The organism is Streptomyces sp. Ru72 (assembly GCF_002920635.1).
In the GTDB taxonomy this organism is placed as follows: Bacteria; Actinomycetota; Actinomycetes; order Streptomycetales; family Streptomycetaceae; genus Streptomyces.
This window is the reverse complement of the sequence record NZ_PQSR01000020.1, coordinates 60,126-79,381: the sequence shown is the minus strand read 5'-3', so window position 1 is coordinate 79,381 and position 19,256 is coordinate 60,126. Positions and strand designations below refer to the sequence as shown.

14 protein-coding genes and 1 pseudogene are annotated in these 19,256 nt (G+C 71.8%); 7 read left to right on the top strand and 8 right to left on the bottom strand.

Annotated features, from left to right (window positions below; translation table 11 throughout):
* Positions 1 to 2 precede the first annotated feature (2 nt).
* Positions 3 to 221 (top strand): hypothetical protein, encoded by a 219-nt coding sequence (locus tag C3488_RS12810; protein WP_103839515.1) that lies wholly within the window; start codon positions 3 to 5, stop codon positions 219 to 221.
* Positions 222 to 272: 51 nt separating this feature from the next.
* Positions 273 to 3,082: pseudogene (locus C3488_RS12805) on the top strand (SpoIIE family protein phosphatase).
* A 134-nt stretch (positions 3,083 to 3,216) separates the two neighbouring features.
* Here the strand turns inward: C3488_RS12805 and C3488_RS12800 are convergent.
* Both C3488_RS12800 and C3488_RS12795 read right to left on the bottom strand, forming a co-directional pair.
* A complete protein-coding gene (locus C3488_RS12800) occupies positions 3,217 to 4,119 on the bottom strand; it encodes a DMT family transporter (RefSeq protein ID WP_103839514.1) in 903 nt (300 codons plus the stop codon).
* Between the two features lie 281 nt (positions 4,120 to 4,400).
* On the bottom strand, positions 4,401 to 6,530 hold the full coding sequence (locus C3488_RS12795) for an RICIN domain-containing protein (RefSeq protein WP_258053389.1): 2,130 nt from the start codon (positions 6,528 to 6,530) through the stop codon (positions 4,401 to 4,403).
* A gap of 638 nt (positions 6,531 to 7,168) precedes the next feature.
* Here C3488_RS12795 and C3488_RS12790 point away from each other — a divergent pair.
* Positions 7,169 to 7,432, top strand: coding sequence for a hypothetical protein (locus C3488_RS12790; protein WP_103839513.1), 264 nt, complete (start codon positions 7,169 to 7,171; stop codon positions 7,430 to 7,432).
* Between the two features lie 25 nt (positions 7,433 to 7,457).
* Here C3488_RS12790 and C3488_RS12785 read toward each other — a convergent pair whose 3' ends face one another.
* Both C3488_RS12785 and C3488_RS12780 read right to left on the bottom strand, forming a co-directional pair.
* Entirely contained in the window at positions 7,458 to 8,129 is a 672-nt protein-coding gene (locus C3488_RS12785) for a hypothetical protein (RefSeq protein ID WP_258053386.1), read from the bottom strand.
* Positions 8,130 to 8,347: 218 nt separating this feature from the next.
* Complete coding sequence (locus C3488_RS12780) at positions 8,348 to 9,397, bottom strand: DNA topoisomerase IB (protein WP_103839537.1); 1,050 nt, start codon at positions 9,395 to 9,397, stop codon at positions 8,348 to 8,350.
* Positions 9,398 to 9,597: 200 nt separating this feature from the next.
* Between C3488_RS12780 and C3488_RS12775 the strand changes: the two genes are divergently transcribed.
* Positions 9,598 to 10,413 carry a maleylpyruvate isomerase family mycothiol-dependent enzyme gene (locus C3488_RS12775; RefSeq protein ID WP_103839512.1) on the top strand — a complete coding sequence of 272 codons (816 nt, stop codon included), beginning with the start codon at positions 9,598 to 9,600 and terminating at the stop codon, positions 10,411 to 10,413.
* 302 nt (positions 10,414 to 10,715) lie between these two features.
* Positions 10,716 to 12,206 (top strand): RICIN domain-containing protein, encoded by a 1,491-nt coding sequence (locus tag C3488_RS12770; RefSeq protein WP_103839511.1) that lies wholly within the window; start codon positions 10,716 to 10,718, stop codon positions 12,204 to 12,206.
* A 248-nt stretch (positions 12,207 to 12,454) separates the two neighbouring features.
* Here C3488_RS12770 and C3488_RS12765 read toward each other — a convergent pair whose 3' ends face one another.
* Positions 12,455 to 13,849 carry a PepSY domain-containing protein gene (locus tag C3488_RS12765; RefSeq protein WP_103839510.1) on the bottom strand — a complete coding sequence of 465 codons (1,395 nt, stop codon included), beginning with the start codon at positions 13,847 to 13,849 and terminating at the stop codon, positions 12,455 to 12,457.
* Between the two features lie 134 nt (positions 13,850 to 13,983).
* On the opposite strand from C3488_RS12765, the gene C3488_RS12760 reads away from it, so the two are divergent.
* On the top strand, positions 13,984 to 14,631 hold the full coding sequence (locus C3488_RS12760; RefSeq protein ID WP_103839509.1) for a peptide deformylase: 648 nt from the start codon (positions 13,984 to 13,986) through the stop codon (positions 14,629 to 14,631).
* A gap of 11 nt (positions 14,632 to 14,642) precedes the next feature.
* Here the strand turns inward: C3488_RS12760 and C3488_RS12755 are convergent, their stop codons facing one another.
* A complete protein-coding gene (locus C3488_RS12755) occupies positions 14,643 to 16,073 on the bottom strand; it encodes an NAD(P)/FAD-dependent oxidoreductase (protein ID WP_103839508.1) in 1,431 nt (476 codons plus the stop codon).
* Between the two features lie 73 nt (positions 16,074 to 16,146).
* Between C3488_RS12755 and trxA the strand changes: the two genes are divergently transcribed.
* Positions 16,147 to 16,578, top strand: coding sequence for a thioredoxin (gene trxA / locus C3488_RS12750; RefSeq protein ID WP_374955411.1), 432 nt, complete (start codon positions 16,147 to 16,149; stop codon positions 16,576 to 16,578).
* A 17-nt stretch (positions 16,579 to 16,595) separates the two neighbouring features.
* Here the strand turns inward: trxA and C3488_RS12745 are convergent, their stop codons facing one another.
* Both C3488_RS12745 and C3488_RS12740 read right to left on the bottom strand, forming a co-directional pair.
* On the bottom strand, positions 16,596 to 18,029 hold the full coding sequence (locus C3488_RS12745) for a benzaldehyde dehydrogenase (protein ID WP_103839506.1): 1,434 nt from the start codon (positions 18,027 to 18,029) through the stop codon (positions 16,596 to 16,598).
* A gap of 65 nt (positions 18,030 to 18,094) precedes the next feature.
* Positions 18,095 to 19,129 carry a LacI family DNA-binding transcriptional regulator gene (locus C3488_RS12740; RefSeq protein ID WP_103839536.1) on the bottom strand — a complete coding sequence of 345 codons (1,035 nt, stop codon included), beginning with the start codon at positions 19,127 to 19,129 and terminating at the stop codon, positions 18,095 to 18,097.
* Between the last annotated feature and the right edge of the window lie 127 nt (positions 19,130 to 19,256).

The window sequence follows — 19,256 nt, the reverse complement described above, 5'->3', positions numbered from 1 at the left end:
CCATGGCCGAGCGTCGAGTGATCGTGTACCCGCCGAGCGAGAGCGGCGGCAGGCGCGTTCGCGTGGACGGCGAGATTCTCGGCACGGCCTACTCGCTGCATGACTTGACGGTCTTCCTGCAGCACGCCGGGCTGGAGGGCGTGGACGAGGTGGACGTCGCCGAGTCGCCCTTGATCGAGTGGCACGGCGGCGGCCCCGAGGTGTGGGAGAGGGAACGCTGACGGCTTCACATCGATCGGTCCCGGTGCGCACAGCGGTGCTATGAAGGGAACATGAGGGTACGTTTCGGACGAGATCGGACCCAGGCGCGACCCCCGCCCACCGGACGCGCGCATGAGCGTCACGCTTCCGTGCTGAACCCTCACAGCGCGGCCGGGCAGGTGTTCCTCCTTCAGATCGTGATCGTCGTGCTGCTGGTCCTGGCCGCCATGGCGAGCGTGGTGCTCCAGGCGGCGCGGGACGCGCTGCAGCAGGGGCGCCGGGTGTCGGTCGTCGCGGCGCAGTCGTTCGCGAACGCGCCCGGTGTGGCCGAGGCGCTGCGCAGCCGGGACCCGTCGGCAATCCTGCAGCCGCGTGCCGAAGCGGCGCGCAAGAAGGCGGGCGTGGATTTCGTCGTCGTCACGGACACGAAGGGAATTCGTTACACGTACCCCTACCCGAACGAGATCGGGAAGAAGTTCGTCGGCGAGATCAAACCGGCGCTGGAAGGCCGTACCGTCATAGAGCAGGCCGGTGGGCCGCCCATTCCCGCGGGCAAGGGCACGGCCGTGCAGGCCGTGGTCCCGGTGAACGACTCGCACGGCACGGTCGTCGGCCTGGTTTCGGCGGGGATCACGGTCAAGAACGTGTCGCGCCTGTGGGTGCCTCAGCTGCCGATCATCGTCGGCAGTGGCGCGGCGGCGCTGGCACTGGCCGCGACCGGGACCACGCTGGCGTCCCGGCGGCTGCTGCGGCAGACGCACGGCCTCGCCCCGGTGGAGCTCGCGCGGCTGTACGAGCACCACGAGGCGGTGCTGCACGCGGTGCGGGAAGGGGTGCTCATCACCACCCCCGAGGGGCGGCTGCTGCTGGCCAACGACGAGGCGCGGCGGCTGCTGGGCCTGTCGGCCGACGCGCAGTGGCGCCCGGTGCGGGAGCTGGGGCTGCCTGAGCAGATCACGCAGCTGCTGATCTCGCCGGACGCGGTGACCGACGAGGTGCATCTGGCGGAGGACCGGCTGCTGGTGGTGAACAAGCGGCCCACCTTCCCGCACGGGGGCCCGGGAGGCAGCGTGGTGACGCTGCGGGACACCACGGAGCTGGCGGCCGTCTCGGGACGGGCCGAGGTGGCGCGGGAGCGGCTGAAGCTCCTCTACGAGGCGGGGTTGCGGATCGGGACGACGCTCGATGTGGAGCGTACGGCGCAGGAGCTGGCGGACGTGACGGTGCCGCAGTTCGCCGACCTCGTCACCGTCGATCTGCTGGATGCGGTGCTGCGCGGCCTGGAGCCGACGGCGGAGGGATGGCGGCATCTGCGGCGTACGGCGATCAGCGGGGACCGGCAGGTGATGCCGGTGTATCGGGTGGGCGAGACGATCACGTTCTCGCCGGGGACCCCGCAGATGCACGCGCTCCAGGAGGGTCGGGGGATGGTGGAGCCGGACCTGCGGCAGGCGCACGGCTGGCGGGAGCAGGATCCGGAACGCGCCCGCAAGGCGCTGGAACTCGGGCTGCATTCGCTGGTGACCATGCCGTTGCAGGCGCGGAACGTGCCGCTCGGCGTGGCGAACTTCTACCGGACGACGGACTCCCCCTCGTTCGAGCCGGACGACCTGTACTTCGCGGAGGAGCTGGCCGCTCGGGCGGCGGTGGCCATCGACAACGCCCGGCGGTTCACACGGGAGCACGAGATGGCGGTGACGTTGCAGCGCAGTCTGCTGCCGCGGGGGCAACCGGAGCAGGATGCGCTCGAGGTGGCCTGGCGGTATCTGCCGGCTGCGACGGGGGTGGCGGGGACTGGTTCGACGTCATCCCGCTGCCGGGCGCACGTGTGGCGCTGGCGATGGGCGACGTCGTCGGTCACGGACTGCACGCGGCGGCGACGATGGGGCGACTGCGCACCGCGGTGCACAACTTCTCGACGCTGGACCTCCCCGTGGACGAGGTGCTCGGGAAGCTGGACGACCTGGTCGCCCGGATGGACAACGAGGAGGAAGCCGCCGAGGCCGACGACGGCCACGAGGGCGAGGGGGTGACGGGAGCGACCTGTCTGTACGCGATCTACGACCCGGTGACGGGGGCGTGCACGATGGCCCGCGCCGGGCACCCGGAACCGGTGGTGGTGCGCCCGGACGGAACCGTCACCTGTCCCGACGTACCGGCGTCGGCACCGCTCGGCCTGGGCGGCTATCCCTTCGAAACCGCCGAGCTGCGCTTGAGCGAGGGTTCCCAGCTGGTGCTCTACACCGACGGCCTGGTGGAGGAACGCGCCCGTGACATCGACGTCGGCCTGGACCGGCTGCGCCGGGCGTTGGGCGCGGCCGGAAGGCGCAGTCCGGAGGAGGCGTGCCAGGCGGTGATCGATGCGGTGGGGCCGGCGCGACCCGCCGACGACATCGCCCTGCTGGTGGCGCGGACCCGGCTGTTCCCGCGCTCGTGCATGGCCGAGTGGGGCGTGCCGCCGGACCCGGCGGTCGTGCCCTCGGTCCGGACCCGGTGCCGGGACAAGTTGCTGGAGTGGGGACTGGAGGAGATCGGGTTCACCACGGAGCTGATCATCAGCGAGCTGGTCACGAACGCGATCCGGCACGGGTCACCACCGGTGACCGTGCGGCTGCTGTACGGGCGCTGCCTGATCTGCGAGGTGGCTGACGGCAGCAGCACCTCGCCGCGGCTGCGGCGGGCGGCGACCACGGACGAGGGCGGGCGGGGGCTGTTCCTGGTGGCCCAGTTCGCCCAGCGGTGGGGGACGCGCTACACGGCCAAGGGCAAGGTGATCTGGGCGGAGCAGACCCTCCACGACGTCCACGAAAGCACGTCCGCCGCGACGGACCCCACGCCGGTCGACGTCCTCCTGGAACAGTTCGGCGACCCCGCCATGTGAGGGCCGGATCCCGCCCCGGGCGCTCTCCCCGATCAGCCGGCTGCTGCCCCCGGCGCGCCGTGACGGCGTCGCCCTGGCCGCCGCCTGGCAGGCGAGTGGTCCCTTCGCCTGCCTCGGGTCGGAACTCGGGGAGGCTATCCCGTCTCCGTTTCGGCCTCGCCGCGGTGCGGACCTTCCTCTCCGCGACCGGTCCGGCCGGCGAGCAGGGGGGAGCGGGTGAGCAGCGTCACGGCGACGGCCACGACGGCTGCCCCCGCGACCGACAGGATGGTGTAGACGCCGCCCCGGACCCCTTCGCCGAAGACGAAGACGCCCCACAGGATCGCGACGACCGGGTCGGACATCGTCAGCCCGGGCTGGCTGGCGAGCAGTCGTCCGGCGTGCATCGCCGACTGCAGCAGGAACATCGCGCCGGCGCCGGCCACGATCATGGCGTAGAGCTGCCAGCTGGTGAACAGCGCGCCGATGCCGTGGCTGAACGCCTCCGTCATGCCCTTGATCAACGCGGCGGTGAACCCGAAACCGCACCCGGTCGCCACGCCCAGGAGGGCCGCCTTGCGCGCCCCGGGATCGGCGAGACGTGCCCACACCACCATGGCGGCGACCAGGAGCACGTTCACTCCCGAGGCGAACGCCCACCTCACAGCGGTGGCGTGTGCGGCCGAGCCCTGCGAGGGGGAGAGGGAGAACAGCAGCCCCGCCAGGCCGGCGGCCATCATCACCGAGGCGCCCCATTCCCGCACGCCCAGTCGGCTCCTGAACACCAGCGAGGCCAGCAGCAGGGTGGCGGGCAGTTCCAGCACCAGCATCGGCTGCACGACGGAGATCTGGCCATTGCCCAGCGCTGCGGCCTGCAGCAGGAATCCGGCGATGACCGAGAGGACGCCGGCGAACCACACCGGCCGGTGCAACAGGTGCCGTACGAGCCTCCAGCTCAGGCTCTCGCTCTCCGGGCGGTCCCGTGCCGCCTTGCGCTGCAATACGGAGGCCAGGGCGTTCGCGACCGCCGCCAGGACGGCGAGCAGCACACTCAGCACGGCGCGCCGTCCCCGGGTGCCACCGCCCCCGCAGCGACGATCATGTCTCCTCCACGCCAGGCAGGCAGGGCTGCGGGCGCCCCACGCACTCAAGTCCACGGCCTCGAGCGCTGACCCGCAACCGCGGGGCCGCCGTCCGGGAGGCGCGGCCCCGTATCGGCGACCGGCCGCCGTCCGGAACCGGTCACCCTCGAGCCGTCCGCTGCGCCCAGAGCGGCAGCAGAGCCTCCCGCCGCACTCTCACGACGGGAGGCACCGCTGCCGTGCGGTCGCAGACAGGCTCACGGATAGGCGACCAGATCGGCCACGTTGGTACTGGAGTTGGACGGCCCGCCACGGTCGTTGACGATGTGGCGGATGGTTCCGGTGCCGCCGAGGGAGACGGTCACCATGTCCCGGAAGCGGACGTTCGCGTTGTTCGGCGCCTCGATGGCGTGCTCGGCGGCCACGCCCGGGTCGGCGCTGAAGTAGCAGTAGCTGCCGAGACCGTACGCCTGGTGGCTGGTCACCGAGTCGGCGACCTTGTAGGCCGCGTAGCCCTGGGTCGCGCCGTTCATCCAGGCGGCCTGGCTGGGCGGGTCGTAGGGCATCTCGTTCTGGAAGAAGTACGTCCGGCCGCCGTTGCCGTTCCAGATCGTCTGGTACCTCTGGTAGTGCTCGACGAACAGGCCGTACATGGTGACGTCGTCTCCGTTCACGACGAGTCCGGTGTCCGCGGTGTTGCTGGTCCAGCCGACGCCGTTGCCGTGGTCGGCGCGCCAGAGCCACATGTGGTCGCCGATGACGTCGTCGCTGTTGACCACGAGGCTGGTGGTGGCCTTGCCGACGGCCGCGCCGCCGACCCGGAAGTAGACGTCGTGCAGGGACGTGGGGTCGGCCGCGTGAGAGGCGGCGGATCCGGTCGGCCCGACCTCCAGCAGCGTCCGCGAGGTGGTCGTTCCCGCGTCGAAGAGCAGGCCGGCGATCCTGACGCCGTCGACGTCCGCGACGGTCATGGCGGTGATGCCGTCGTCGGGGACGAAGGTGGCGAGGCCGAGTCCGAGGACGACCGTGTCGGGGCGGGTCACCTCGAGGGTCTGGTCGAGGTGGTAGACGCCGGGGGTGACCAGGAGGTTCTTGCCGGCTGCCAGCGCCGCGTCGATCTGTGCGGCGGTCGCCCCGGGCTTCACGACGAAGAACTGGTCCAGGGGCAGGGAGGTTCCGGCTGCGCTGCCGCTCGCCCAGCTGGTCCCCGTGGAGTTGGTGCGCAGGGACGGGAGGAACACCCGGTAGGCGCCGGAGGCGTCCACGTACAGGAACGGCTTCTCACGGCTGACCGGGCTCTGGTCCACCGTGGTGTACGGGGGGTTGGGGAAGCTGGTGGCCGGCACGCCCTGGCTGCCGACGAAGACCATGTTCCAGTTGGCGCCGGTCCAGCTCCCGAGCTGCGAGTCGCGGGTCAGCCACTGCTGCTGGCTCCCCGAGCGCACCTGCCCGTCGATCTTGCTGTCGGCGATGAGGCCGCCGCTGGACCAACCGCCGTCGTCCAGCTGGAGGTTGCCCCGCAGGTGCATCCGCCGGTATGGCGCGGCCTGGGAGACCGCCCACCGGTCCGTGCCGCCGGCCGGGGCGACCGAGAGGTTCTCCGCGGCGCGCCAGAAGTTCTGGGTGGCGTTGCCCTGGAACCAGTCGGCCTCTGCGTGCACCGCGCCGTTGACGGTGACGGCGTCGGGTGACAGGCCGAGCCCGAGAACCTGGGTGTAGAAGCCGACGTTGACGTCGTTGCTGTACGTGCCCGGCTTGAACAGCACCGCGTAGCGCTGGGAGCCGAACTGGTTGGTCTCCTGCTGCTTGAAGATCGAGTCGAGTCTGCTCTGGATGGCCGACGACGACATGGAGGGATCGAAGACGGCGACGTTGGGGCCGAGGTCCACATCGCTCGGCGAGGTGGAGACAGGCGTCACCTGGAAGCGTTGGGCCGCGGTGCCGTTGCACGTGTACTGCTGCAGCTGGACGCTGTCCGCGGTCGACGCCGAGGGGACGTCCAGGCACTTGCCGCTGTGCCGGTTGACGAAGTGGTAGGCGCCCGCGCCCTCGTCGACGGCCTGCCACTGCTGGTTGTCACCGCCGCCGTACGTCCACAGCTGCACCAGGGCGTTGTCGGCGGTGGACACGTCGGTCACGTCCAGGACCTGGTTGGCGTCGTTGCGGTTGCCGACGCGCACGGAGCCGTCGCTGGTGGAGGTGAAACTCCACTGCTGGGCGCCGGTGTTGTTGCAGCTGTACTGCTGGACGGCGGTGCCGTTGGCGGTTCCGGCGCCCCTGGCGTCCAGGCACTTGCCGCTGCCGGCGTTCACGACCGTCGCCCAGCCGGTCGGCAGGGCGGCGGCCTGAGCGGCAGCGGCTCGCGGAGCTGCCGCCGGGGTGGACATGGCGGTGACCGCCCGGGCGGGCAGGGCGGTGAGCAGGGACGCGGCCGATGCCGCGACCAGGGCTGCCGCCGCCCAGGGGCGGGCGGCGGGAGGGGTTCTGCGACGGTGCGTTCGGGTGGTGCGCAAGAGGCTGAACACGGGTCCTCCTGTGCCGGCTACGCGGCTGATGGTGGGGGGCGTCCGGCCGTGCGGAGTACGGCCTTACGGAGGCGGTGGGCAGGGGGACGGAGCACGACGCCGCGCTTGGGCGACACCGAGCTGCGCCCCGAAGCACCACCCTGCGTTCACAAGGGTGAAAGTCGAGCGCATTCATGGAACCGTGAGCGGTCGTTGAATCTAAAGGTCTGGACCAGAAGCGTCAAGAGATGAAGCAGGGAAGGCGCCCGACTCCGGTCGGACGGCAAGGAGTTGAACGCGACGACGACGGTTCCGCCGCCCCGGACGTCGTCCGCCCCGACGGCCGCGGTGGCCGCCGTCGCACCGCTCGGCCTCGGCTCCGCGGCACCTGTGCCGGGCACTGGGACACGGACGTCCGGGCCTGGCGGGCGCCGCGACGCCGTTTCCGCCTGTGCCCCGAGGGAACCCGAAGGGGTTCCGGAGTTCCGAGACGACCCGAGAGACGGACCGGAGGCACGGCCATGAGAGATCGCAAGGACCACCGCGGTAGCGGATACGCACGGGGGCGTGACCCTGGCGAGCCGGGTGCCCACTCGGGCGCGGAGAGCCAGGCGCAGGAGCGCACGGTGCCCGGTACGGCGAGCGCCAAGGAGGGCTACCAGACCGAGCGCGGCACCACTGCGGGGAAGCCCCTCGAAGGTGTCGAGAAGGACGAACGGGCCCGGCAGGAGCCGGACGCCGGTACCGACGAGCGCGGGACCGGCGGCGACGCCGCCGGCACCTGAACCGGTGGGGCGGCTCTCGGCCAGGTCACCGCACGGGAGCCCCCTGCCGGCCATCCTCCACGGCCACCGTGGTGGTGACGCTCACCAGGCACGGCCTGCGGGGCGTCGAACCGAACCCGAACCGTACCGGGGGTTCGACCGGCGCCATGGAACCTAGGTCCTCCCCTTCGTAGACGGCCCGGGCCTCGGTCACAGGACGCAGGTCCTTCGCCCCGTACCACTCGTACCGGCCGGCGCCCGCGCTGCCATGGGTCCGCACCCCCAGCAACGCCCTGGCGGCCGGGGCCACCAGTACCGCCCAGAACGGGCGGGCGGCCAGCGGACCGGGCACGGCTCTGAGCAGCACGCCCGTGAACCCTCTGCAGCCCGTGACGAAACGGAGGTCGAGCGGCGGGGCCGTGACCGTGCATTCCCCACGGCCGGCCTTCACCCGGACCGGTACGACCCGGACCTCGTCGAAGACGTAGGTGTCGGCGACGAAGCGCGCCGTCTGCGCGGAGGGGGCCAGAAGGACACGGTGTCCGTCCTTCCGCTCGATCATCACATCGCTGAACGGACCGAACGGCGACCGCACCCAGCGCCCCAGCACCACCCGCGTCCCCGACGATGTGCCGATCCCCGCGATCCACCCGTCGAACCGCAGCCGTACGCGCCCGTCGCGCCCCCGGCCGATGGATGGTGCGGTCGTGCCCGGCACGCGTCACCGTCCCTTCCCGCGGTCACCGCTCAGCCGGCCGCACCGCCATCCGGCCGCCGGCCACCCGGCCTGCATCGCACGCGCTGCTCCCTACCCTCCGACACCCTCGGGCCGCAGTACCCGGGCAGCACCCGACAAAACACCTGGAACGGGCGACGGGAAACCGACCAAGGGGGCGCGACCGGGCCGGAGCGCGACCGGGCCGCCGGGGTGTCGCCCTAGATCGGCTCAGTCCCGCTGCCAGCGGGAGGACGGCCGGTTCTGATCATATGAATGACGGCCTTCTCGATCGCGCCTTGCGTCGCCGGAACGCCGAAGGCGGCCCCGTCCCCCAGCCGGTCCAGGCTCGGGGCCACCGTGACGCCTTCCTCGAAGAGTTCGATCACGCGCGGGTTGATGTAGGAGGCGCGGCAGACCGCCGGCGTGTTGCCCAAGTAGTCGGCGACCTCCCTGACGGCACGGGCGATCGCCCGGCGTCGCCCGGTCTCGCTGCGGGCCGCGGGCTGTGAGACCCCGAGGGCGACGGAGGCCAGGACGGTGGCGTGCCAGGTGCGGAAGTCCTTCGCGGTGACGGCCACGCCGCTGACGTCCCTCAGGTAGGCGTTGAGGTCGTCGCCCGAGACCTCGTGCCAGCTGGGCGGCTGCCAGTAGGCCAACAGCCGGTCGCCTCCCCCGCGCCGCCGCAGCAGGGAGGTGAGCGCACGGAGTATGGCGTCGTCCCCCACGGCCTGTACCAGCTCCTTGCCGTGTTTGGCCGGGTAGCTGAAGACGATGCGTCCCCGCGAGGCCCTGGCGTGCCGGCGCAGCAGCGTCGTCAGGCCGTAGGAGTTGTTCATGTCCGCGTAGCGCTCGCTTCCCATGCGGAAGAAGCCGAGGTCGAGCAGGCGCGCTCCGGTGGCGAGGACACGGTCCCGGGTCAGTCCGCGCAGGCCGAGGTGGGCTTCCACGGCTTCCCGCAGGCGCGGCAGCGCGTCGGCGACCTCCAGGACGTGTTCGTGTTTGCTCTCCTCCTGCTGGGACCGGAACTGGGGGTGATACAGGTACTGGCGGCGTCCTGCGGCATCGGTGCCGACGGCCTGGAGGTGACCGTGGGGGTGACGGCAGATCCACACGTCCTTCCAGGCGGGAGGAATGACCAGCCCCTTGATCCGCTCGATCTCCGACGCATCCGTCAGAACGTTCCCGGAGGCGTCGAGATACTGGAACCCCCGACCGCGGCGCCTGCGTGTGTAGCCCGGATCGCAGGGACGACTGTGACGCAGACGCACCTCATCACCCTCCACACGGCTCGATCGGCAGGCGATGGCCTCCTGACGTCCGGCTGCCGACTTCTGACGGCGTGACCGGTACCCCCGTCCGCACCCGTCAGTCGCTCGCCCGGGCGCGGCGCGGATTTGGCTTCGAGCGGGCTTCAACCCGCACACTGATCACGGCGGAATCCGACCACGGACGGGAAAGGCGGCAGCGCATGGGGACGGCGAGCCCGGCAGGGCACCCTCTGCCGTACGACATCTACCGGCAGGCGATCGAGCGGGAGACGCTGCGCTTCGCCGAGGTGGTGAAGGGTGCTGACCCCGGGACCGCCGTGCCCTCCTGCCCCGACTGGACCCTGGCCGAACTCACCCGGCACGTCGGGTCGTTGCAGCGCTGGTTCGGCACGCTGCTGACCCGGCTGGTGCAGGAGCCTCCGCGCAGCCGTGACGTGGAACTCGGTCTGCCGGAGCGCGCGCAGGAGTATGCCGACTGGGTGGCGGCGGGCGTACCGGCGGTGGCCGAGGTGCTGCGGGCAACGGATCCTCAGGCCGGGATGTGGGCCTGGGGCGAGGACCAGCATGCGCGGTTCTGGGCCCGCCGGATGCTGTGCGAGACGCTCGTGCACCGGGTGGACGCGGAGCGGGCCGTCGGCCGGGAGTCGGAGATCGACCCAGTGCTGGCGGCGGACGGGGTGGACGAGTTCCTCGTCAACCTGCCCTACGCGGGTCTCTTCGCGCCGGCGGTCACCAAGCTGCACGGCAACGGCGAGGTCATCGCCTTCCGGTGCGCGGACCCGGCCGGTGGTACCGGCGAGGAGTGGCGGGTGCGGCTGGATCCGGACGGTTTCCGCCTGCTGGCAACGGCGGCAGGCGATGCGGCGCCGACCGGGTCGTCGACGGCGCAGGTCCGGGGGAAGGCGGCCGACCTCCTGCTCCTCCTGTACGGACGGCGGTCGTACCGGGAGTCCGCCTTCGGCGTCTCCGGAGAGGTCGCGGTACTCGACCGCTGGTTCGCCCACACGGCCTTCTGATCCGCGCCTGCGGTCCGGATCCAACCGTTCCAGAGGGGAAAGATCAAACAAATTCAATCAGCAGGCAACAGGGTTCGACTGGCAACGTTTCTCATGCGTGGTCACCCGCAAGGTCAACCCTCCGAGCCGGCACGAGAATTGCCCGAAACCTCGAACGGTAAGGGCGCATCCACCTCCTCGAGGCACACCAAAGGGCCCGCCGGTCGGTCAAGAATCAACAAAATCAAACGCATATATTGACGCCACTGAACAGGTCCGACTCTCATGGGTCCCCGCCGGGCACCTGAAGAGAGGGACGAAGCATGTCCGAGGGAACACCCCGTCGGCCGGTCGGCCGACAGCGGCGCAGAGCCGCCGCCTTTCTGACGTTTCTCGGAGCCGTGGCGGCACTGCTGCTCCCGGCGGCCGAGGCGCACGCGGCCACCGTGTCGTTCACCACCGGTGCCACACGCACCGACCAGAACGGGAACGTGCTGCAGCTGCACGGCCTCGGCATCATCAAGGTGGGGAGCACCTGGTACGGCTTCGGCGAGGACAAGACCGGCGAGACCTCGTCGGACACGTCGTTCCAGGACATACCCTGCTACACCTCGACCGACCTGGGCACCTGGACCTACCAGGGAGTCGCCCTGGCCCGAGAGAGCAGCGGCGACCTGGGGCCGGGCCGCATCGTGGAGCGCCCCAAGGTCATCTTCAACGCCTCGACGAGCACGTACGTGATGTACATGCACATCGACAGCACGAACTACTCCGAGGCCAAGGTCGGCGTGGCGACCAGCAGCACCCCGTGCGGCCCCTACACCTACCGGGGAAGCTTCCGGCCGCTGGGCAACCTCAGCCGTGACATCGGGCTGTTCCAGGACACCGACGGCACCGCCTATCTGCTGAGCGAGGACCGCAACAACGGCCTGCGCATCGACCGGCTCTCCGCCGACTACCTCTCCGTGGACAGCGCGGTGGCGGTGCTGGGCGGCAGTGGCAGCAACAGCGTCGAGGCACCCGCCATGGTGAAGGTCGACGGCGTCTACTACGTGTTCGGCTCCCACCTCACCGGGTGGAGCCTGAACGACAACATCTACGCCACCGCCACGTCACTGGGCGGCCCCTGGTCGGCGTTCCGGAACTTCGCCGCTCCCGGTACCCACACCTACGGCAGCCAGACGGCGAACGTCATCACGGTCCAGGGCACCTCCGGGACGACCTACATCTACGCAGGCGACCGCTGGAACACCGCCGACCTCGGCTCGTCGAAGCTGATCTGGCTGCCGCTGACCATCAGGGGACGCACGGTGAATCTCGGTCAGTACCCCACGTGGTCCCTCGACGCCGGCGCCGGCACCTGGACCGCCGACAGCGGCATCCCCGCGGCAGGGGTCCACACCCTCACCGACGTCAACAGCACCCTGCTGATGGACGTGTCGGGTGCCTCCACGTCGACCGGCGGAAAGGTCATCCAGTGGTCGTCCACGGGTGGCGCCAACCAGCAGTGGACCTTCACCCGGGTCGGGGACAACGTCTACACGCTGAAGAGCGTGAACAGCGGCCTGTGCCTGGACGTGCCCGACCAGTCGACGGCCACCGGCGTGCAACTGCAGCAGTGGACCTGCAACGGCGGCACCAACCAGCAGTGGTTCCTCGACCTGGTGGGCAGCTACACCGGCAGCACGTACATGCTGGCCGGCGTGGGCAGCGACCTGAACGTCGGTGTGGCGGGCGCCTCCACCACCAAGGGGGCGGCAGTGGACCAGGAGACGGGCACCGGTGCGACGAGCCAGCAGTGGAGTCTGTCCTGATGCCGTGAGGGACAGGCCCGGATCGACTTCCTGGTCGCCGGGCCGGGCCCCGTGAACGTGACGGGCATCCGGCGGAGCACTTCGGCCGTCGGATGCCGCCTCGACATCGCTCCCTGGAGAGCGCTCGCGGCATCAGCCCCATCCCGTTCAACGTCGACGACTACGCCAACCGGCGCGACCGCCCTCGTAGGACGTGACTTGGTGGACCACCTGTCGTCTCGGTCCGGCGTCCGCTTCCGCGCGTCGGATCACGCCTCGCGGCCGCCGTACGTGCGCCTGCCGCGCCGATGGGCGATCTCGCCCAGCGCGACGTCCACCGCGATGAACGCCGCGAGCGGTATGCCGAGCAGCGGCACGAAGTAGCCGAGGACCGCGATCGCCGCCATGCAGGGCACGAGGATCTGTGGCGGCACGTGCTGCCAGGCGCCGCGCTGGATCGGCCGCCCGAACGCGCCCGCCCGGCCGCGCTGCCACCACATGCGGTATCCCCAGACGATCAGCAGGACCAGGCAGAGCGCGAGGGCCATCAGGGCGATCTGGTTGACGATCCCGAAGAGGACCCCGGTGTGCAGGTCGATGCCCCAGCGGGTCAGCTTGGCCAGGACCGGGTAGTCCGCGAAGCGCACGATGTCGGCGACCTCGCCGGTGGCCGGATCGACGGCGACCGAGTCCTGCTTCTCGGGCCAGCTGCGCTGCACCTGCTTCACGACGTACGCGGAGGTCGTGTCGGCGGGCGGGACGATCTCCACCGGGTCGCTCAGCCCCTTCCCGCGTGCCGCCGCCAGCACCGCGTCGAGGCCCACGCCGTGCTCGCCGCCGCCGGCGGCCGCGGTCGAGCCGTGGCCCGCGTGCTCGCCGCTCACGGCCGCCGAGACGGACGGGGTGGCCTGGCCGAGCGAGGTGCGCAGTTCGTCGACGTTGGCCCCCGCGTAGGTGGACCAGGTCAGGCCCGTCGCCGAGAGGAAGAAGAACCCGGCGGCGGCCCACACGCCGACCGTGCCGTGCAGACCGAGGGTGCGGCGGCGGCCGGTCGTGCCGCGGACCGCGCGCTGTGAGCGCCGGCGCGCGAACCACAGCACGAGCCCCCCACCGGCGATCACCCACAGCCAGCTGGCGGCGAGTTCGCTGTAGAGACGACCGTTCTCCCCCAGGTGCAGATCGCGGTGGAACTCGTCGATCCAGGTGCGCAGCGGCAGAGCGCCGGTGGAGCCGTACTGCTCCAGGGCGCCGCGCACCTTCCCGGTGTACGGGTCGACGAAGACGGCGAGCGTGTGGTCCTCGGCGACGCCGGGGACGCCGGACAGCAGCACCCTGGTCGTGGCGTCCCTCGCCGGGGAGGGCCGTACGGCGGACAGCGTGCCCTCGGGATGGGCCCTACGGGCGGCGGCGACCTGTTCGCTGATCGGCAGCTTGCCGTCGCCGACCGGGACGGTCAGCTCGTCGGCGTAGACGATCTTCTCCGCCTGGAACGAGGCGGCGTACAGGAACCCCGTCAGAGCGGCCACCAGCAGGAACGGGGCGACGAGCAGACCGGAGTAGAAGTGCAGACGCAGCACCAGGGGGCGCAGGGGCGCCCATCGCGAGGGTGAGGGGGCGACGGACTGCGGGGACTCGTCCGTCGTGGGCGAGGGAGCGGTGGGCATCGGCGGGCCTCTCCGGGTGCTCGTGTCTCAGCGCGGGCGGTCCAGAGGTCGGGGCAGGCCGGGGCGGAGTTCCCGCAGGTGTACGTGGCGTGCGTCACACGGGGGTGCCGACGGGGCCGTGGCATGCTGGCGCGATGGGATCTCCGCGTGACCACAAGCCTCTGGCCGAGCAGGTCGAGGAACTGCTCGCCGCCGGTGGCCCGTTGCCGATCGTCGCCGCCGGTCACCCGGTGCTGCGCTCCGGCGCCGAGCCGTTCGACGGGCAGTTGGGGCCCGCGCTGCTGGCCCGCTTCGTCGAGGCCCTGCGCTTGACGATGCACGCCGCGCCGGGTGTGGGTCTCGCCGCGCCCCAGGTCGGGGTGGCGTTGCGGATCGCGGTGATCGAGGACCCGGCGCCGGTCCCGGAGGAGGTGCGGGTGGTGCGCGGGCGGGTGCCGCAGCCGTTCCGGGTGCTGGTCAACCCGTCGTACGAGGCGGTCGGCACCGAGCGCGCCGCGTTCTTCGAAGGTTGTCTGAGCGTGCCCGGCTGGCAGGCCGTGGTGGCCCGGCACGCCCGGGTGCGGCTGCGCGCGCTGGACGAGCACGGGGCCGCCGTGGACGAGGAGTTCACGGGCTGGCCGGCGCGCATCGTCCAGCACGAGACGGACCATCTGGACGGCACGCTCTACCTGGACCGCGCCGAGCTGCGCTCGTTGTCGTCGAACGAGGCGGTGGCGGCGCGGTGGGGCGGGCCGACGCCGGAACGGGCAGCGCGAGAACTGGGGTTCACGCTGCCCGGCTGAGGGGTCCGGTGTCAGCCCCGGTACGCCTCCAGCAGCCGCAGCCACACCTCGCTGATCGTCGGGAACGACGGCACCGCGTGCCACAGACGGTCGATGGGCACCTCGCCGGCGACGGCGATGCTCGCGGAGTGGATGAGTTCGCCGACGCCGGGGCCGACGAACGTGACACCCAGCAGGGTCTCGCTGTCCAGGTCGACGACCATGCGGGCGCGGCCGCGGTAGCCGTCGGCGAACAGGTTCGCGCCCGCCACCGAGGAGAACTCGACGTCCACGGCGCGCACCCGGCGGCCCGCCTGCTCCGCCTCGGCCAGTGACAGGCCCACGGCCGACGCTTCCGGGTCGGTGAAGACCACCTGCGGGACGGCCGCGTGGTCGGCGGTCGCGGAGTGGGCGCCCCAGCGGTCCGTCTCCAGCAGCGGGACGTGCGCCGCGCGGGCCGCGATCGCCGCGCCCGCGATGCGCGCCTGGTACTTGCCCTGGTGGGTGAGGAGGGCGCGGTGGTTGACGTCGCCGACCGCGTACAGCCACTCGCTGCCCGCCACCCTCAGGGTGTCGTCGACCGGCAGCCAGGAGCCGGGCTCCAGGCCGACCGTGTCGAGGCCGATGTCGCCGGTGCGCGGCGTCCGGCCGGTGGCGAAGAGGATCTCGTCGGCCTCGAGGCGGTCGCCGGCGTCCGTGACGACCACGACGGTGTCGCCCTCGCGCCGTACCGACTCCACCGAGGTGCCGGTGCGCACGTCCGCGCCCGCCTCGGTGAGCGCCTCCGCGACCAGTTCCCCGGCGAACGGCTCCATGCGGGGCAGCAGGCCCTTGCCACGCACCAGGACGGTGACCTGGGAGCCGAGGGCCTGCCAGGCGGTGGCCATCTCTGCGGCCACCACACCGCCGCCCACGACGACCAGCCGGCCGGGGACGGACTGGGCGCTGGTCGCCTCACGGCTGGTCCACGGGTTCACCTCGGCGATCCCGGGCAGGTCGGGCAGCTGGGCGTCGCTGCCGGTGCACACGGCCACCGCGTGCCGGGCGGTCAGCACGTGCCGCTCGCCGTCCGGGCCGGTCACCGTGACCCTGCGCGGCCCGTCCAGTCGTCCGTGTCCGCGGTAGAGGTCGGTCCCGATGCCGTCCAGCCAGGAGACCTGCCCGTCGTCCTTCCAGTCCCCGACCTCGTAGTTCCGGTGGGCGAGGACCGCGGCGGCGTCGAGGGGTCCCTCGGCGAGCCGGGCGAGACCCGGGACGCGGCGGGCGTCGGCGCGGGCGATCACCGGGCGGAGCAGTGCCTTGCTGGGGATGCACGCCCAGTAGGAGCATTCACCGCCGACCAGCTCGCTCTCCACGACCGCGGTGGACAGGCCGGCCGCGCGGGTACGGTCGGCGACGTTCTCCCCCACGGGCCCGGCTCCGAGCACCACGACGTCGTACGCGATGGATTCCGTTTCCGTCATGGGGACAGTCTGGTGGGTGGTGTGCCCGGGGGCCACACGGGTAGGGCGCGGAATACGTGACCAAGTGTGACAGTTGACGACAGCGGCTCGGCCCCGACATCAGGAAGAGGGATACGCCATGAGCAACACCGTGGAGCTCACCAAGGAGAACTTCGACCAGACGGTCCAGGACAACGACTTCGTCCTGATCGACTTCTGGGCGTCCTGGTGCGGGCCGTGCCGTCAGTTCGCGCCGGTGTACGAGAAGGCCGCCGAGGAGAACCCTGACCTGGTGTTCGGCAAGGTGGACACCGAGGAGCAGCCCGAGCTGGCGGCGGCGTTCGGCATCCAGTCCATCCCGACGCTGATGATCGTCCGTGACCGGGTCGCCGTGTTCGCGCAGCCGGGCGCCCTGCCGCAGGCCGCTCTGGACGACGTGATCGGGCAGGCCCGCAGGCTGGACATGGACGAGGTCCGCAAGGCGGTGGCCGAGCAGCAGGAGAAGGCCGAGCAGAACGGCGAGTGACGGCTGCCGGCAGGCGGTCAGAAGGGGTAAGTGGCCACGTCCCCGCGCACCGTGGTCCAGCGCAGGTGGGTGAAGGCGTCCAGATTGGCCTCACCGCCGAAGCGCGCGCCGGTGCCGGAGGCGGCGAGGCCGCCGAAGGGCGCGACGGCCTCGTCGCCCACGGTCTGGTCGTTGATGTGGGCCATGCCCGTCGGGATCCGCTCGGCCAGGTCGAGGCCGCGCGCGGCGTCCCGCGTGACGATTCCCAGGGAGAGGCCGTACGGCCCCGCGGAGGCGAGGCCGACGGCCTCTTCCGTCGTCGTGAAGGGGCGTACGGGTGCGACCGGCCCGAAGACCTCCTCGGTGTAGGCCGGTGTCGTGTCGTCGGCTCCGGCCAGCACCGTCGGCCGGTAGAACAGGCCGCGGTGCGTGCCACCCGCCACGAGCTTCGCGCCGCGGGCGGTGCTGGCCGCCACCAGACCGTGGATCCGGGCCACTTGGCTCGCGTCGATGACGGGGCCGAGGTGCACCTTCTCGCGGTACGGGTCGCCCACGGTGAGTGTGTCGGCCTTGGCGCCGAGCCGCTCGACGAACTCCTCGTACAGGGACGCGTGGACGAGGTGGCGGCCGGTCGCCATGCAGATCTGGCCCTGGTGGAAGAAGGACCCCCAGGCCGCGGTGGAGACGACGGCGTCGAGGTCGGCGTCGTCCAGGACGATCAGCGCGGAGTTGCCGCCGAGCTCCAGGTGGACCCGTTTCAGGTGGTGTCCGCCGGCTTCGGCGATCGCGCGGCCGGCGGCGGTCGACCCGGTGCAGGAGATCACCGGGACGCGCGGGTCGGCGACCAGTTCCTGGCCCACGTCCGGTCCTGCGGGCAGGACGTGCAGCAGGTCCTCGGGCAGCCCCGCCTCGGCGAACACGGCGGCCACGGCGAGGCCGCCGCAGACGGCGGTGCGCGGATCGGGTTTGAGTACGACGGCGTTGCCGAGGGCGAGGGCCGGTGCGACGGAGCGGACCGCGAGGATCAGCGGGGCGTTGAACGGGGCGATCACGCCCACCACGCCGACGGGGACACGGCGCGTGTACGACAGCCGGGGCGCCTCCGAGGGCAGGACCTGCCCCGTCGGGTGGGACGCGAGGGCCGCCGCCTCATAGCACTCCTGCGCGGCGACGTGCAGCTCGAAGCCGGCCTTGTCCGGGACGGAGCCGGACTCGCGGACGAGCCAGTCCCGCAGTTCGTCGGTGTGCGCGGTGAGCAGGTCGCCGGCCCTGCGGAGCACGGCGGCGCGCGTGCTGTACGGGGTCCTCGCCCAGGCGCCCTGGGCACTGACGGCGGCCCGGGCGGCGGTCTCGACGTCCTGTTCGGAGGCGAGCGTGACGGTGCCGAGCGACTCGCCGGTGGCGGGCTCGGTGACGGTGTACTCGGCGCCCGTCAGCGCCTGCGGCTGCCAGGTCCGCGTGTCGAGCAGCATGACGGCTCTCCGATCCGGCACCGGGCGGGGCGCACGGTGCCCGTGAGGGTCCCCGTCCCGCGTGCTCAGCTCGATTCGCGGTGCACGATGCGTGCCCCGAACACCTCGTGCACCTCCGGCACACCTCCAGGATCGCGCACCGCGCGGTCGACCAGCTCGGCGAGATCGCGGCCGGACGGCAGTTCGATGTGGACGGTGCTCAGCCGCGGGCGCAAAAGCCGGCCGAGCATCAGGTCGTCGGCGCCGACCACGGCCGTGTCCTCCGGGACGTCCACGCCCTCGTCCTGGAGGGCGCGCATCAGGAGCATGGCGTACTCGTCGTTGTACGCGAAGACGGAGTCCAGGCACAGGGAGCGCCAGCGCCCGGCCAGCCGGGCGGCGGAGTCCTCCTCGTAGGCGAGCGGCAGCTCGGTGACGGTCGCTTCGGTGCCCTCCAGGGCGCGCCGCACACCTTGAAGGCGGGGCCTGGAGAAGGACTCCAGACCGGGCTCCTCGGGCATGACCACACCGACGCGGCGGCGGCCGCGGGCCAGCAGATGGACCCCGGCGCTGTGCCCCACCCCGTCCTGGTCCAGGAGCAGCGCGTGCGCGCCCTCGACACGTTCGGAGCCGAGGGTGACGACGGCGCGGGCGCCTGAGCGCTTGAGGACGTGGACGCCTTCGGCGCCGAGGCCGCCGCCGGGCACGATGACCGCGACCGGCCGCAGTTCCGCCCAGGCGCGGGCCGCCTCGTCGCGGTCGAGGCCGATGCCGCCGTACTGCACGACCGTGTAGTCGAGCCGGCTGAGCGCCCACTGCAGTTCGCTCAGGAACCGGCTGTACAGCGGGCCCGCCGGCACGTTCGGGGAGGGCATGAGCACCATGCGGCTGTGTCCGGCGCGCAGGCTGCGGGCGGCCGCGTGCGGGACGTACCCCAGTTCCTTGGCGGCCTCGTGGACGCGGCGGCGGGTGGGTTCGCTGATGCGTACGGCGCTCGTGTTGTTGAGGACGTAGGAGACGGTCGCGCGCGAGACACCGGCCAGACGTGCCACATCGGCACTCGTCGGCACGGCGGGTGGTGCGGGCGACGAAGGGACGGGCTGTTCCGGTATCTGCACCATGACGTACCGCATCTTCGCAGAACGCTCACACCGCGCGTTCCCGGGGTGCGTTCGTAGCCGTAACCGCCCCTCCCACAAGGGAAGTTGCGCAATCGCTGTCGCACGCCGCCCGCACAGGTTACCGTTC